This window comes from Rhodococcus sp. LMD (genome assembly GCF_056108245.1).
The window spans coordinates 4,298,184-4,311,953 of the sequence record NZ_CM148557.1; the positions used below are offsets into that span (position 1 = coordinate 4,298,184).

General features: G+C 70.3%; 13 protein-coding genes. 11 read left to right on the forward strand and 2 right to left on the reverse strand.

Features of this window, described 5'->3' with window-relative positions:
• Nucleotides 1-2 precede the first annotated feature (2 nt).
• Together ACWPQI_RS19565 and ACWPQI_RS19570 are read right to left on the reverse strand one after the other, a co-directional pair.
• Complete coding sequence (locus ACWPQI_RS19565; RefSeq protein ID WP_040270287.1) at nucleotides 3-1,034, reverse strand: Ppx/GppA phosphatase family protein; 1,032 nt, start codon at nucleotides 1,032-1,034, stop codon at nucleotides 3-5.
• 113 nt (nucleotides 1,035-1,147) lie between these two features.
• Nucleotides 1,148-2,122 (reverse strand): GlxA family transcriptional regulator, encoded by a 975-nt coding sequence (locus ACWPQI_RS19570; protein ID WP_040270285.1) that lies wholly within the window; start codon nucleotides 2,120-2,122, stop codon nucleotides 1,148-1,150.
• 137 nt (nucleotides 2,123-2,259) lie between these two features.
• Here ACWPQI_RS19570 and ACWPQI_RS19575 point away from each other — a divergent pair, with 137 nt between their 5' ends.
• The 11 genes from ACWPQI_RS19575 (at nucleotide 2,260) to ACWPQI_RS19625 (ending at nucleotide 13,723) form a co-directional block, all read left to right on the forward strand.
• On the forward strand, nucleotides 2,260-2,898 hold the full coding sequence (locus ACWPQI_RS19575; RefSeq protein WP_048774002.1) for an isochorismatase family protein: 639 nt from the start codon (nucleotides 2,260-2,262) through the stop codon (nucleotides 2,896-2,898).
• A gap of 136 nt (nucleotides 2,899-3,034) precedes the next feature.
• Nucleotides 3,035-3,946 carry a formylglycine-generating enzyme family protein gene (locus tag ACWPQI_RS19580; protein ID WP_017679961.1) on the forward strand — a complete coding sequence of 304 codons (912 nt, stop codon included), beginning with the start codon at nucleotides 3,035-3,037 and terminating at the stop codon, nucleotides 3,944-3,946.
• A 152-nt stretch (nucleotides 3,947-4,098) separates the two neighbouring features.
• Nucleotides 4,099-4,329, forward strand: coding sequence for a hypothetical protein (locus ACWPQI_RS19585; protein WP_017679960.1), 231 nt, complete (start codon nucleotides 4,099-4,101; stop codon nucleotides 4,327-4,329).
• A 160-nt stretch (nucleotides 4,330-4,489) separates the two neighbouring features.
• Nucleotides 4,490-5,437: an ERCC4 domain-containing protein gene (locus ACWPQI_RS19590; RefSeq protein ID WP_017679959.1), complete on the forward strand. Its 948-nt coding sequence runs from the start codon at nucleotides 4,490-4,492 to the stop codon at nucleotides 5,435-5,437.
• Nucleotides 5,438-5,684: 247 nt separating this feature from the next.
• Nucleotides 5,685-6,437 carry an SDR family NAD(P)-dependent oxidoreductase gene (locus ACWPQI_RS19595; RefSeq protein WP_040270267.1) on the forward strand — a complete coding sequence of 251 codons (753 nt, stop codon included), beginning with the start codon at nucleotides 5,685-5,687 and terminating at the stop codon, nucleotides 6,435-6,437.
• Nucleotides 6,438-6,583: 146 nt separating this feature from the next.
• Complete coding sequence (locus ACWPQI_RS19600) at nucleotides 6,584-7,624, forward strand: LLM class flavin-dependent oxidoreductase (RefSeq protein WP_064065753.1); 1,041 nt, start codon at nucleotides 6,584-6,586, stop codon at nucleotides 7,622-7,624.
• On the forward strand, nucleotides 7,621-9,246 hold the full coding sequence (locus tag ACWPQI_RS19605; RefSeq protein ID WP_474738454.1) for a long-chain-fatty-acid--CoA ligase: 1,626 nt from the start codon (nucleotides 7,621-7,623) through the stop codon (nucleotides 9,244-9,246). Before ACWPQI_RS19600 ends, ACWPQI_RS19605 begins: the two co-directional genes overlap by 4 nt.
• Before the next feature lie 80 nt (nucleotides 9,247-9,326).
• Nucleotides 9,327-11,291, forward strand: coding sequence for an LLM class flavin-dependent oxidoreductase (locus ACWPQI_RS19610; protein WP_072786563.1), 1,965 nt, complete (start codon nucleotides 9,327-9,329; stop codon nucleotides 11,289-11,291).
• Nucleotides 11,288-12,013: an SDR family NAD(P)-dependent oxidoreductase gene (locus ACWPQI_RS19615; RefSeq protein ID WP_017679955.1), complete on the forward strand. Its 726-nt coding sequence runs from the start codon at nucleotides 11,288-11,290 to the stop codon at nucleotides 12,011-12,013. Before ACWPQI_RS19610 ends, ACWPQI_RS19615 begins: the two co-directional genes overlap by 4 nt.
• A gap of 138 nt (nucleotides 12,014-12,151) precedes the next feature.
• On the forward strand, nucleotides 12,152-12,577 hold the full coding sequence (locus ACWPQI_RS19620; protein ID WP_017679954.1) for a nuclear transport factor 2 family protein: 426 nt from the start codon (nucleotides 12,152-12,154) through the stop codon (nucleotides 12,575-12,577).
• A 48-nt stretch (nucleotides 12,578-12,625) separates the two neighbouring features.
• A complete protein-coding gene (locus ACWPQI_RS19625; protein WP_017679953.1) occupies nucleotides 12,626-13,723 on the forward strand; it encodes an LLM class flavin-dependent oxidoreductase in 1,098 nt (365 codons plus the stop codon).
• Nucleotides 13,724-13,770: the final 47 nt, after the last annotated feature.

Genomic DNA, 13,770 nt, shown 5'->3' on the forward strand with positions numbered 1-13,770 from the left:
CGTCACGCGAATCCCGTTCGCCTCGACGCTTCCGTCGGCAACGACACCAGCTGCGCCTTCTCCGGCTCGGAGGGCACCAGCGGTTGCAGCGGCAACGCGGCGTCCGGGGCGGTCACCGTCGCCAGGTGCTGCAGCATCACGCCCTCGCGCAGCGCCCACGGACTCACGTCGAGCAGATCGACGTCGAGCGCGCGCATCGCCTCGTCGGCGACGATCGCACCGGCCGGGATCTGCCGGGCCCGTGCGGGCGAGATGCCGCGCAGCCGCGCCCGCTCGCTCGTCGGCAGCTGCGTCAGCCGTCCCGCCCAGCGGTGCACGTCGCTGCGGCGCAGGGTGCGGCGCACGAACGGGCCTCGTCGCTGAGGCGCCGCGCCGGTCAGCCGGGCCAGCTGCTTGAACGTCTTGGACGTGCCCACCACCCGTCCGAACTCTCCTTCCCAGCGCAGCCGCTCCGCCGACTCGCTCAGCGTGTCGCGCACGAAGTGACGCAACTCCCTGACCTGGCGCCGGCGCGGCGGGTCGGAATGGAGATAGGTGCGGGTGAGCAGCCCGGCGCCGAGCGGCAGCGACAGGACGAACTCCGGTTCGGCGTCGCGCCCGAACGCGATCTCCATCGATCCGCCGCCGATGTCGAGCATGAGGATTCGGCCCGCGGACCATCCGTACCAGCGGTGCACCGCCACATACGTCAACCGGGCCTCCTGCAACCCGGACAGGTACTGCGGACGGATCCCGCATTCGGCGTGGATCTGTTCGAGGACCGCATCCCGGTTCGCCGCGTCACGAATCGCCGCGGTGACGAACGGGTACAGCTGTTCCACCTCGTACCGGTGCGCCGCCGCGAGGGTGCGGCTCACGGCCTGGCAGACGCGTTCGATACCGGCCTCCTCCAGGCAGCCGTCGTCGCCGATCGCCTCCCCCAGCAGCGTGGAGGTCTTGACCGCGTGGATCGGCAGCGGCGGGGCCCCCGGCAGCGCCTGCACGATCTGCAGTTGCGCCGAGTTCGAGCCGATGTCGAGGACTCCGAGCCGCACACCTTCGAGTATTCTCCGGTCGCCGCTCCCCCACCACCGTTCCGAGCCGCCGTATCGTGCGGGTGACGAACGGCGGCCGGCTCACCGCGGTGACGGCGGATCGGTTTCCGGTGTCACAGCCGTGACTTCGTGCGCACCGGCGGGGTCGATGCGAACTGCCTCCGATAGGCCGTCGGGGTGACCGCGAAGGCGGCACCGAAGTTCTGCCGGAAGGTGACGGGACTTGGGAAGCCACACGCGGACGCGACGGCGTCGATGCTCCAGTCGGTCGTCTCGAGCAGAACGCGCGCCTCCTGCAGGCGACGTTCGAGGATCCAGCGTGCCGGTGTGGTGCCGGTGGCCTGCCGGAAGTGGCGGACGAAGCTGCGCCGGCTCATCTTCGCGTGGTCGGCGAGACGGTCGACCGTGAGCGGTTCGTCGAGCCGGGTCAGCGCCCACTCGAGCACCTCGGCGATCGCGGTGTCGGTGGCGGGCCGGGCGAGGGGACGCTCGATGTACTGCGCCTGTCCGCCTTCCCGGTGCGGAGCCACGACCAGGTGCCGGGCCACGCGGGCGGCGATCGCCGAGCCGAGGTGCTTGCGCACCAGGTGCAGGCAGGCGTCGATCGCCGAGGCGGTCCCCGCGGAGGTCAGGACGTCGTCGTGGTCGATGTAGAGCACCGACGAGTCCACCTCCGTGCCGGGGCAGCGTTCGGCGAGCAGCGGCATCGCCTCCCAGTGGGTGACCGCCGAGCGACCGTCGAGCAGTCCGGCCTCGGCGACGGCAAAGGCGCCCAGGCACAAGCCGGCGATCACGGCGCCCCGCGCATGTGCCTGGTACAGAATCTCTTTCAAGGTGTCCCCGACCGGCTCCGGGGGATGGGACCACGACGGGACGATCACGATGTCGGCCCAGTCGACCGCCTCCGGCCCGGCGACCTCTCCGATCGGGTACCCCTCGGCGGTGCGGACCGACCCGGCCCGGTCGCTCCACAATCGGGTCTGCCAGTCCGGAGCGAGATCGAGCCGGCTCACCTCGCCGAACACCATCAGCGGTGCGGCGAGGTGGAACATGGTGATGCCGTCGAAGGCGTAGACGGCGATGCGCATCCGATCCTCCCGAATTGGCCCGACTTCATCGAAAGTGTGCATTAGTGCCACTCACGGTCAGGGTAGCGCGCGGGAACAATCGAACGGGAGGCGCCCCGCCGGGGCGCGAAACCCCCTCGAACACCCGGGAGAACACTGTGACCGCACCCCGCCGCGCCCTCGTCGTCGTCGACGTCCAGCAGGAATACTTCGACGGCCCGCTCGAGATCCAGCATCCGCCGCGTGAGGAGTCGCTCGCCAACATCGCCGCCGCTCTCGACGCCGCCGCGGCCCACGACGTGCCGATCGTCGTCGTCCAGCACCGCATGCCCGACGGCGCCCCCGTCTTCGTCGAGGGCTCGACCGGGTGGTCGCTGCATCCGGAGATCGAGCGACGCATCGACCCGGCGTGCAAGCGGGTCGACAAGCAGTACGCGAGCGTCTTCGCAGGCACCGACGTGGCCGAGTGGCTGCGTGCCCGCGAGGTCGACACCGTCACCATCGTCGGCTTCATGACCAACAACTGCGACCTCGCGACCGCCGCGGAAGCCGAGGCGCTCGGATTCGCCACCGAGATCCTCTCCGACGCCACCGGCGCGATCCATCTCGCCAATCAGGCGGGGCAGGTCTCCGCTCAGTCCCTGCACGCCACGCTGATGGTGTTGTTGCAGTCCAACTTCGCCGCGGTCACCACGACCTCCGAGTGGATCGCCGCCGTGAAGTCCGGCGCGACGCTGCCCACGAGCAATCTGGTCGAGTCGGCCCTGCAGGGACGTTCGGCGGCCGCGCCGGTCTGACAACCAGCGGCGACATACCAAGTCCCGCCGGCACACGAAGTACCTGCCGGCGGGACACCCCGCCCACTCGGCTCGCAACTCTGCGAACCTGGAGTACATGGCCACTCACCCAGCGACGTCCGCCCCGCCGAAGAACATGACCTGGATCCCCGGCGGAACGTTCTGGATGGGGTCGGAGGAGTTCTATCCCGAGGAGCGTCCCGTGCACCAGGTCCGGGTCGACGGGTTCTTCATGGACGAGCACCCGGTGACCGTCGCCGAGTTCCGGCGGTTCGTGAAGGACACCGGGCACGTCACCACCGCCGAGACGGCACCCGATCCGAAGGACTACCCCGACGCCGAACCCGACCTGCTGGTGCCCGGGTCGCTGGTGTTCGTGCCGCCGCCCGGGCCGGTGCCGCTCGACGACTACCGCCGCTGGTGGGCGTGGACGCCGGGCGCGCAGTGGCGGCACCCGGAGGGGCCCGGCAGCACCGTGGCCGGACGCGACCGTCACCCGGTCGCGCACGTGTCGTACTTCGATGCGCTCGCCTACGCGCAGTGGGCCGGTAAGGAGCTGCCGACCGAGGCGGAATGGGAGTTCGCCGCGCGCGGCGGCCTGGATCGGGCGCGGTTCGTGTGGGGCGACGAGTTCGCTCCGCGTGGCCGTTACCGCGCCAACACCTGGCAGGGCCGCTTCCCGTGGGAGAACACCGGCGAGGACGGCTTCGTGGGGACCTCGCCCGTCGGGTCCTACCGTCCCAACGGGTACGGACTGGTCGACATGGCCGGCAACGTGTGGGAGTGGACGACGGACCACTACACCGCGCACCACGGCGCCGACGGACGGGACACCGCCCCCGCGCATGCCTGCTGCATCCCGAGCAATCCCCGCACGGGTGCCGGCGACGGGTCCGGCCCGTACCCGCGGCGCGTGATCAAGGGTGGGTCGCACCTGTGCGCGCCGAACTACTGCCTCCGCTACCGCCCGGCGGCGCGGCAGGGCGAGTCGGTCGAGACGTCGACGTGCCACATCGGTTTCCGCTGCATCGTGCGCCCGAACATGTGACGAGGCCGGTGACCGGCATCGCGGTCACCGGCCTCGCAGTGCCGGGGGTCAGCGCGGAACGTCGCCGAGGATCGACACCCGCTCCATCACGCGCCGGTGCGGGAAGCACCGGCGGGTACTGCTCCCTCATCTGCTCGAGGCGCTCGGCGGTCGTGCTCCGGCCGAAGGACGGCACGAAGTCGTGCTCGTTCCTCGCCGTCTACGTCACGGCGCTGGTCCCCCTCTACGCGGCAGTGGTCCCGGAAAGCCCGGTCGCGGAGGAGACCGCCGAGTTCGGCCGGTTCGCGTTCACCGGAACGCTCCATCACGTCCGGATCGATCTTCCCCCCGGCGGGGGTGTGCGGGCCGACGACCGCCGCCGGGTCGCGCTCGCCACCCACTGATCGCTCGCCGACTGCGCAGTTGTCGTGGCGCCACGCCGATGCGGGCGACGACAACTGCGCAGTCGCGGCCGAGTCGGAAGCTCGAATTCGGAGCAAAGAGCGTGGCCGAAGCGGCAGGCAACATCTCCGCGTGCTCGCCCGGAGTGAGAACCTGACACCTGTGGAGATGGTGATCGCGGTGAACCCCGACCCGGCGTCCAAGCTGGGCTACCTGCTGCGCGTGCCCCTCGACGGCGGACTGGTGTTCCGCACCTCCGGCACCTGGCCGCGCACGAAGGCGCTCTACTGCCACCCCGTGCCGAGCGACGAATGGCCCGCCGACCCCGAGGTCGTCGAACGCGTCGCCGTCCGGTCGTGCGCACGCCGCGGCGCGGCGATCGACCTGGTGCTCGACCGCGGCCGGGAGAACCGGTCGCAGATCGTGTACACCACCGCCCGCGGACGCGACGTCGTGTTCTGGCAGTCCCCGCGCACCCGCAAACAGGCCCGCCCCAATGTGCGCACCCCCACCGCCCGCGCCGCAGGCGTCGCCGACCTGCCGATCGTCGTGGACTCGCACGAGCGCTACGCCTACCGGTTCGCCGACCAGCAGGTCGTCCTCACCAAGCGGGCGCTGCCGTGCGGCGACTACGGCGTCTTCCACGACGACCGACTCGTGGCCTCGGTCGAGCGCAAGTCGGTGCCGGACCTGGTAGGCAGCCTGACCAACGGCACGCTGCGCTACGCACTGGCCGAGCTGGCCGCGCTGCCGCGCGCCGCGGTGGTCGTCGAGGACCGCTACTCGGCGATCTTCGCCCTCGACCGGGTGCGGCCCGCGACCGTCGCCGACGGTCTGGCCGAGTTGCAGGTGCGCTGGCCGAACGTGCCGATCGTGTTCTGCGACACCCGCGCCCTCGCGGAACAGTGGACCTACCGGTACCTCGCGGCCGCGTACGTCTGGGCCGAGACCGAGAGCCCGGCGATCGCCCGCATCGCCGCACCCGCCCCCACGACACCGTCGACAGCCGAGGTGCGAGCATGGGCCCGCACGCAGGGCCTACCCGTGCCGGACCGCGGCCGGCTCCGCCCCGAGGTGTGGCAGGCGTGGCACGAGGCTCACCCGGACTGACGCGAGCGCCGACTGCGCACATCTCGTGACGACACGCCGGGCAGTGGCACGAGAAGTGCTCACTCGCCGTGCGGTTCGGTGGCGTGCGCGCTCGCAGCCCCCGGACCCCGTCCGTTGTGCATGCCTCCAAACACCTCCCCGCAACGGTGTGTCGCCGGGGACATCCGATCCCTACTGTCGGCGGCACCGACGTGTCCTGCATCACACCGAGGACGTCGGGCCTCCATCGAACAGAAGGAAGTCGACGATGACACTGAACGGGAAGATCGCGATCGTCACCGGCGCCGCGCAGGGAATCGGCGCAGCCACCGCCCAGCGGCTGGCCGCCGAAGGCGCGACGGTGATCGCGGCGGACATCCAGGACGCCGGGGCGACCGTGGACGCCGTCCTCACCGCCGGCGGCAAGGCCGAGGCGCACGCCCTCGACGTGCGCGTCCGGAGCAGCTGGGCCGACACGGTCCGCGAGGTGATCGAGCGGCACGGCCGCGTCGACCTGCTCGCCAACGTGGCCGGTGTCGTCAACATGATCAGCGAGGACAGCGTCGTCGGGCTCACCGAGGAGGCGTGGGATCACGTCATCGGCACCGACCTGAAGGGTGTGTGGCTCGGGATGCAGGCGGTGATCCCGAACATGATCGAGCGCGGCGGCGGCCGGATCGTCAACATCGCGTCGATGGCGGCGCTGCGCGGCCTGCCGAACCTCGCCTCGTACTCGGCGGCGAAGGGCGGCGTCGTCTCCCTCACCAAGCAGGCAGCGTTCGAGTACGGCGACAAGAACGTCCTCATCAACGCGATCTGCCCCGGCACGATCGACACCCCGATCCTGGCGGACATCACCGACGAGATGCGCGCCGCGAACGCCAACGCCCACATCGTCCGGCGTCTGGGCCGGCCGGAGGAGATCGCGTCGATGGTCGCCTACCTGATGCGGGAGGGCAGCTTCCTGACCGGCGAGATCTACCCGGTCGACGGCGGGTGGGCCGCCAAGGGCAACTTCTGACGGACCGCCGCGCGAGCGTGGGTGGATCCGGCAGCACGGTTGGATTCACCCACAATCGCCCTCCCATCCCCCTCTTCACCGTCGGGCCTCATGCCACCAGGGTGTGATCTGCGACATAGCCCGATCCGACTCGAAGGACGCGCACCGTGAACGACGAGCACTGCACTTTCGGCCTGTGGTACGACTTCCGCAACCCCACGCGATGGCCGCGCAGCTTCACCGACTTCTACCGGCAGAGCCTCGAACAGATCGCCTGGGCCGAACGCTGTGGGATCGGCTCGGTGTGGTTGACCGAGCATCACTTCATGGAGGACGGCTACACCCCGTCGCCGTTCGTGCTCGCCGCCGCGATCGGATCGCACACCGAGCAGCTGCGCATCGGCACCAATCTGATCGTCGCCCCGCTGCACAACCCGATCCGGCTCGCCGAGGACGCGGCCACCGTGTCGCTCCTGACGGCGGGCCGCTTCGATCTGGGAGTCGGGCAGGGGTACTGGCAGCCGGAGTTCGAAGCGTTCGGCCGCTCGCTGCGGCACCGGCCGAGCCTGCTCGAGGAGGGCATCGCGCTGATCCGGCAGGCGTGGGACGGCGACTGCGTCGAGTTCCGGGGCAGCCGCTTCGACTTCCCGGCACTGCCGGTGACGCCGCAGCCGGAACGCACCCCGCAGGTGCTCGTCGGCGCGATGGCCGACCCGGCCATCGACCGGGCGGCACGCATCGCCGACGGGTTCCTCAGCACCCAGAACGCGCACCACGAGACGTACCTCGACGCACTCGAGCGGCACGGGCGCCCCCGCGACGCCGGCCGCATCTACGCCGGGCAGTGGGCGGTGATCGCCGACGATCCGGAACGTGAATGGGCCCGGATCGGGGAGCACGCGCTGTACCAGATCAACGGCTACATCCGGATGGGGGCGTTCGGGCCGCCGGAGTCCACCCCGTTGTTCGACTCGCCGCAGGCACTCGTCGACGCGGGGGCGTTCCAGCTGTGGGACGCGGCGACCGCGGTGCGGGAACTCACCACCCTGCTCGTGGCCCGGCCGCAGGTCAAGGACGTGCACTTCTGGGCGCAGCTGCCCGGCGAATCCGTCGACAGCGGTTCGGCCCGGATCGAGCTGCTCACCTCGAAGGTGATGCCCGAGGTCCGGTCGGCGGTGGCCGCCGCCCGGCAGGAGGTGCCTGCATGACCCCGTCTCCGGGCAGCCCGCTGGTGATCACCGACTTCCTGTATCGCGCGCGGGAATTGTTCTCGGCCAAGACGATCACGCAGTACCAGGACGGCGGGGCGATCTCGCGGTACACGTACCGCGACTACACCGACCGGGTGTTCCGGTTGGCGGCGGCCCTGATCGAACTCGGGGTGCGGCCCGGCGACCGGGTGGCGACACTGGCCTGGAACCATCGCCGGCACCTCGAGCTGTACCTGGCGGTGCCCCTGGCGGGTGCGGTGTTGCACACCGTCAACCTGCGGCTCGAGGCCGACGAGATCGCCTACATCGTCGACCACGCCGACGACCGGATGATCTTCGTCGACACCGCGCTGCTGCCGCTGCTCGACACCGCCCGCGCCCGGCGGCCCGGCATGCTCGTCGTCACCACCGACGGCGACGGGATCGACCTGCCCGCCCAGGACGCACTCACCGACGCCGCCGCACCCTTGACCGAGCCGGTTCCCCGCGACGAGAACGACCTCGCGGCACTGTGCTACACGTCCGGCACCACCGGTTTCCCCAAGGGGGTGGGGTATTCGCACCGCGGCCTGTACCTGCACACGTTCACCGCGTGCCTGGCCGACGGGCACGCGATCTGCGAGCGCGACACCGTCTGCCACGTCGTGCCGATGTTCCATGCCAATGCGTGGGGAATTCCGTTCGCGGCGTTGATGACCGGCGCGAACCAGGTGCTGCCGGGACCGCACCCCGCGGTGCCGGACATCGCCCGGATCCTCGAGGCCGAACGCGTCACCTACGTCGGGATGGTGCCGACGGTCGCCGTCGAGCTGGTGCGCCACGCCCTGGCGACGGGAGCGGACCTGACGAGTCTGCGCGCACTGGTGCTCGGCGGCTCGACCCCGACCCCGGAACTGATCCGCAGCATCGAGGAGGACCTCGGGGTGGCGGCCTATCAGGGCTGGGGTATGACGGAGATGTCGCCGATGGGCACGTTCGCCCGGCCTCCCCGCGCCGCCGACGACGATCCGGGCAGGCGCTACGAGTACATCCGCCGGCAGGGGCGGTTGCTGCCCGGGTTGCGGTGGAAGCTCGTCGACGACGATGGCGCTGTAGTTCCCCACAACGGTGTCGATCGGGGCGAGCTGCTCATGCGGGGCCCGTGGGTGGCCGAACGATACTTCCGCGACGAGCACCCGGAGGCGTTCGTCGACGGCTGGTTGCGCACCGGCGACATCGCCACCATCGACGAGGAGGGTTACCTCACCATCGTCGACCGGGCGAAGGACCTGATCAAGAGCGGCGGCGAGTGGATCAGCTCGGTCGCGCTCGAACAGGCATTGGTGCAGGTCCCGCACGTCGCCGACGCCGCGGTCGTGGCCGTGCCGCACGAGAAGTGGCAGGAGCGGCCCCTGGCGTTCGTCGTCGCCGAGGAAGGGCAGGTTCTCGACCCGGAGGCGGTGCGTACCGCGCTCGCCGACCTCGCACCCCGCTGGTGGGTGCCCGAGCAGGTGGTGGTCGTCGAGTCGTTGCCGCGCACCAGTGTCGGCAAGGTCGACAAGAAACGCCTGCGCAGCACCGTCGACGCCCGGGTGTTTGTGGACTCCCACAACGGCGGCGGAGCCAGATTCCCCGCCTGAACCGGGCACCGCTCTAGCGTCGGGTCCACCGGTGCGGCGCGGGCGGCCCCGCCGGAGGCGTCGTCGCAAGGAGGCACACCGTGAAGTTCGGCATCTTCTACGTCCTCGAGTGCCCGGACCGGGACTTCTCCCGGGCCTACCGCGAGATGCTCGAACAGATCGCCTACGCCGAGCAGCTCGGCTTCGACGAGGTGTGGCTGGCCGAGCATCACGGCAGCGACTACGGGTCGATGCCGTCGCCGCAGGTGGCGGCGGCGGCGATCGCCGCCCGCACCGAACGGATGCGGATCGGCATCGCGGTGAGCAACCTGACGTTCGACTGGCCGGTGCGCATCGCGGAGGACTACGCGATGGTCGACGTCATCTCCGGTGGCCGCCTCGATTTCGGGGTGGGGCGCGGCTACCAGCCGGACGAGTTCCACAACATGGGCGTCGCCGATCTACAGGGCGAGAGTCGCGAGGTGTTCGTCGAGGCGCTCGAGATCGTGCGGGGCCTGTGGAGCAAGAAGCCCGGCGAGCCGTTCTCCTACCACGGCAAGCACTTCGACCTCGACAACGTCGACTGCCGCCCGACCCCGGTGCAGCGGCCGACCCCGCCGATCTACATTGCCTCGATCAGCCCGGAGACCCTGGATCTGGCGGCCGACCAGGGCTACAACATGCTGGTCACGCCGACGTTGATGACGATGCCGGAGCTGAACGCGTTCGTCGTCGACGCCAAACGACGGCTGCGCGACCTCGGCCGGGACGTGCTGAGCCTGGATTTCCCGATGAACTGGCAGATCCACCTCGCCGACACCGAGGACGTCGCGGTCGAGAACGCGCGGGACGCCCTGACCTGGTATTTCGATGCGGCGCTCGCGGCGGTGCCGCAGGGCCCGGACGTGCCGGCGACCTACGAACGCTACGCCGAGCTGGTCGCCGCGGCCGACGAGGCCGGCGGCATGACCGTCGAGGGGCTGCGCGACGGCGGCGTCGTGTACGTCGGTGATCCCGACGGCCTGACCCGGCAGCTCGAGTCGCTGCACGACGAGACCGGCCTGCAGCACCTGATCTGCTGGATGCGGTTCGGCGGCCTGGCCCACGAGAAGGTGATGCGGTCGCTCGAGCTGTTCGCCGAACACGTCATGCCCCGGTTCCGGGATCGCCCGGCCGTGGTGCCGAGGGCCCTGCGGCCCGACCCGGCCACCCCTCTGCTTTCCCATCCGCTCGATCCCACTTCCCCACTCGCACAGGAGGACATCATGGGTTATCTGCCCGTCGAGAACGACCGCCGGATCTACTTCGAACACCACCGCGGGGAGGGTCGGCCGATCGTGCTGATCCACGGCTGGGGTGCCACGGCCCGCGCCTGGGACACGACACTGCCGGCGCTGCGCGCCAACGGCAACGAGGTCGTGACGCTCGACCTGCGGTGCTGCGGCCGGTCCGACAAGGACTTCGACGACGTGTCGATCGCCGCGCTGGCCGCCGACGTGGTGGCGCTGGTCGAGCACCTGGACCTGGACCGGCCGGTGATCAACGGCTGGTCGCTCGGCGGGGCGGTGGCGACCGCGGCCGCCGCGCAGCTCGGGGAGCGGGCGTCGGCCTTGGTGCTCACCGGTGGGGCGTCGCCGCGGTACACCGCCACCGACGACTGGCCGCACGGGGGGACGGTCGCCGACGTCGAGGGTGTGCTCGCCGGCGCCGCCGCGAACCGGGCCGAGACGTTCCGCGGGGTCGCCGCGGCGGTGTGCGCCCAGGATCCCGGCGAGGCCGTGCTCGAGTCGATCTGGGACATGTTCATGTCGATGGGGCCGCGGGGCGACGACTCGCTGCGCGATCTGGCGACGATCGATCTGCGCAAGGAGATTGCGGCGCTGGAGGTGCCGATCCTGCTGCTCCACGGGCGGCTCGATGCGTTCGTGCCGTTCTCCGGCGCCGAGGCGGTGCCGGCGCTCAACGACCGCGCCGAGGTCGTGGAGTTCCCGTCGAGCGGGCATGCCCCGTTCCTCGAGGAGCGCGACCGCTACCTCGCCGCGTTGACAGGATTCCTGAACCGATGAGCGGCGTCAGGACGTGGCTGGTCACCGGCGGTTCCCGGGGCATCGGGCGGGCCGTGGCGGAGGCCGCGGCCGCCCGCGGCGACAACGTGGCGGTGTTCGCCCGGAAGCCGGCGACGGCGCCGTGGACGCACCCCGACCGGGTAGTGGAGATCAACACCGACATCAGCGATGCGGCGTCGGTCGGGCTCGGGGTGGACGCGGTGTTCGACCGGTTCGGGGCGCTCGACGTCGTGGTCAACGCCGCGGGTGTGCACCGCGGCGGCCGGATCGACGATCTGCCCCGCGCCCACTGGGACGAGGTGCTGGCCACCAACCTCACCGGCGCGTTCGAGGTGGCCCGGACCGTCGTCCCGCGGCTGTCCGCAGGGGCGGCGATCGTCAATGTCGGTGCGGTGGTGGGTTTCCGGGGATTCCCGGGCGACGTCGCCTACGGTGCGGCGAAGGCCGGGCTGAGTGGGCTGACCCAGGTGCTCGCCGTCGAGCTGGCACCGCGGGACATCCGCGTCAATCTCGTCATCCCCGGTTTCGTGGACACCGACATGACCTCGGCGTTGACGGGCCGGGCCCGGGAGCGGGTCGTCGCGGCGATCCCGATGGGCCGAACGGGCCGCCCCGAGGAGATTGCGCAGGTCGTCGTGGGTGTCGCGGACGCGCCGTACATGACCGGCTCGGTGGTGGCCACCGACGGTGGGCTGATGTCCTCGTTCAGCTCGCGGGCGTGACCGTCCGGTCGTTGTAGCGGCCTACAACGACCGGAAAACCGGCGTGACCCACACCACAGTCTTCTGGATACCGTCGGAGGCAGCAGTTGGGAAGTTCTTCCCCCGCTCCCTGATTCGTCCTCACTCGAAGGAGCTCAGATGGACAACGTCGCGACCGCCGGAAGCCTCGAAGCGGCCAACAAGAAGCTCGTCGCCGAGTTCATGGAGGTGTTCACCTCCGGCGACGTCGAGGCGATCCTCGGCTACCTCGCCCCCACCGCCACGTGGTGGGTGGCCGGCACCATCGACGGAATCTCCGGGACCAAGACCAAGGAGGAGTTCCGCGAGATGCTCTCGGGCCTGTCCGCGACCACCAGGACCGGGGCGATCGCCCTGACCCCGCGGGCGTGGACGGCCGAGGGCGACCGGGTCGCCGTCGAAACCGAGTCGTACTCGGAGATGGCCAACGGCCGCGTCTACAACAACCTCTACCACTTCGTCTTCGAGATCCGGGACGGCCTGATCCAGTCGGTCAAGGAGTACCTCGACACCGAACACACCCGGGCCGTGTTCCTCGCACCCTGATCCGCTTCCCGTCTCCCTCCATCCCCCCTCACACAAGGAGTTACGTCCATGGACGTCGGCATGCTGCTCGTGTTCCAGAACTACCACGAAAACGTCAGCGACCAGGAAGTGTTCGTCCGCGAACTCGAGATGGGCGTCGCCGCGGAGAAGTACGGCTTCGATGCCGTCTGGTCCGCCGAACACCACTTCGACGACTACTCGATGTGCCCGGACAACATGCAGATCATGTCGTACCTCGCGGCCCGCACGTCGACCGTCAAGCTGGGCACCGGCGCGGTGATCCTGCCGTGGAACAATCCCGTCCGCGTCGTCGAGAAGATGACGATGCTCGACATGATGTCCGAGGGTCGCGCCCTGTTCGGCATGGGCCGCGGACTGGCCAAGATGGAGTACGACGCGTTCGGCATCCCGATGGACGAAGCGCGTGGACGGTTCATCGAAGCCGCCAACCTCGCGATCGAGGGGCTGCGCACCGGTGTGGTGGACCAGCCGGACGGCGAGTTCTACCCGCAGCAGCGCGTCGAGATCCGTCCGGCCCCGAACCCGGCCTACGAGTGGGGACGCGACCGCCTGTTCGGCGCCGCGATGTCGCCCGACTCGGTTCCGGTCATCGCCGATCTCGGCGTCCGCATGATGACGTTCATGCAGTTCGAGTTCGGCAAGCACGCCGAGGCGATCAATCGGTGGCGCGACCTGTACCGCGAGCGCTGGAACACCGAGCCGCTGCCGCCGGTCATCCAGGACTTCGTGATCTGCCACGAGGACGCGGAGGAGGCTCGCCGCCTCGCCTACGAGCACGTCGCGCGGTATTTCCTGTCGGTGATCAAGCACTACGACTTCGCCGGCGAGCACTGGCGCGAGACGAAGGGCTACGAGACCTACCAGGTCGGCGCCGACATGATCCGCGAGGCCGGAATGGAAGCCGCGGCCGACGCCTACGTCGAGGCCAACGTGTACGGCACGCCCGAGCAGATCGTCGAGAAGTACGCCGCCCGGCACGAGATGATCGGCGACTTCTTCGCCAATGCGGCGTTCGCGTTCGGCGGCCTGCCGATCGAGCAGGCGGAGAAGGCCCTGAAGCTCTACGGCGAGAAGGTCGTCCCCGAGCTCCACAAGATGAAGGCGCCGGTTCCGGCGAACGCCTGAGCCGTTCGGGGCGGTGCCCGGTCCCGACGGGCACCGCTCCGGCCGAC

What these genes read in the sequence shown, in the direction of transcription:
- ACWPQI_RS19570 (WP_040270285.1), bottom strand. Translation starts at nt 2,122, where the DNA reads ATGCGCATCGCCGTCTACGCCTTCGACGGCATCACCATGTTCCACCTC.
- ACWPQI_RS19580 (WP_017679961.1), top strand. Translation starts at nt 3,035, where the DNA reads ATGACCTGGATCCCCGGCGGAACGTTCTGGATGGGGTCGGAGGAGTTC.
- ACWPQI_RS19595 (WP_040270267.1), top strand. Translation starts at nt 5,685, where the DNA reads ATGACACTGAACGGGAAGATCGCGATCGTCACCGGCGCCGCGCAGGGA.
- ACWPQI_RS19605 (WP_474738454.1), top strand. Translation starts at nt 7,621, where the DNA reads ATGACCCCGTCTCCGGGCAGCCCGCTGGTGATCACCGACTTCCTGTAT.
- ACWPQI_RS19615 (WP_017679955.1), top strand. Translation starts at nt 11,288, where the DNA reads ATGAGCGGCGTCAGGACGTGGCTGGTCACCGGCGGTTCCCGGGGCATC.
- ACWPQI_RS19620 (WP_017679954.1), top strand. Translation starts at nt 12,152, where the DNA reads ATGGACAACGTCGCGACCGCCGGAAGCCTCGAAGCGGCCAACAAGAAG.
- ACWPQI_RS19625 (WP_017679953.1), top strand. Translation starts at nt 12,626, where the DNA reads ATGGACGTCGGCATGCTGCTCGTGTTCCAGAACTACCACGAAAACGTC.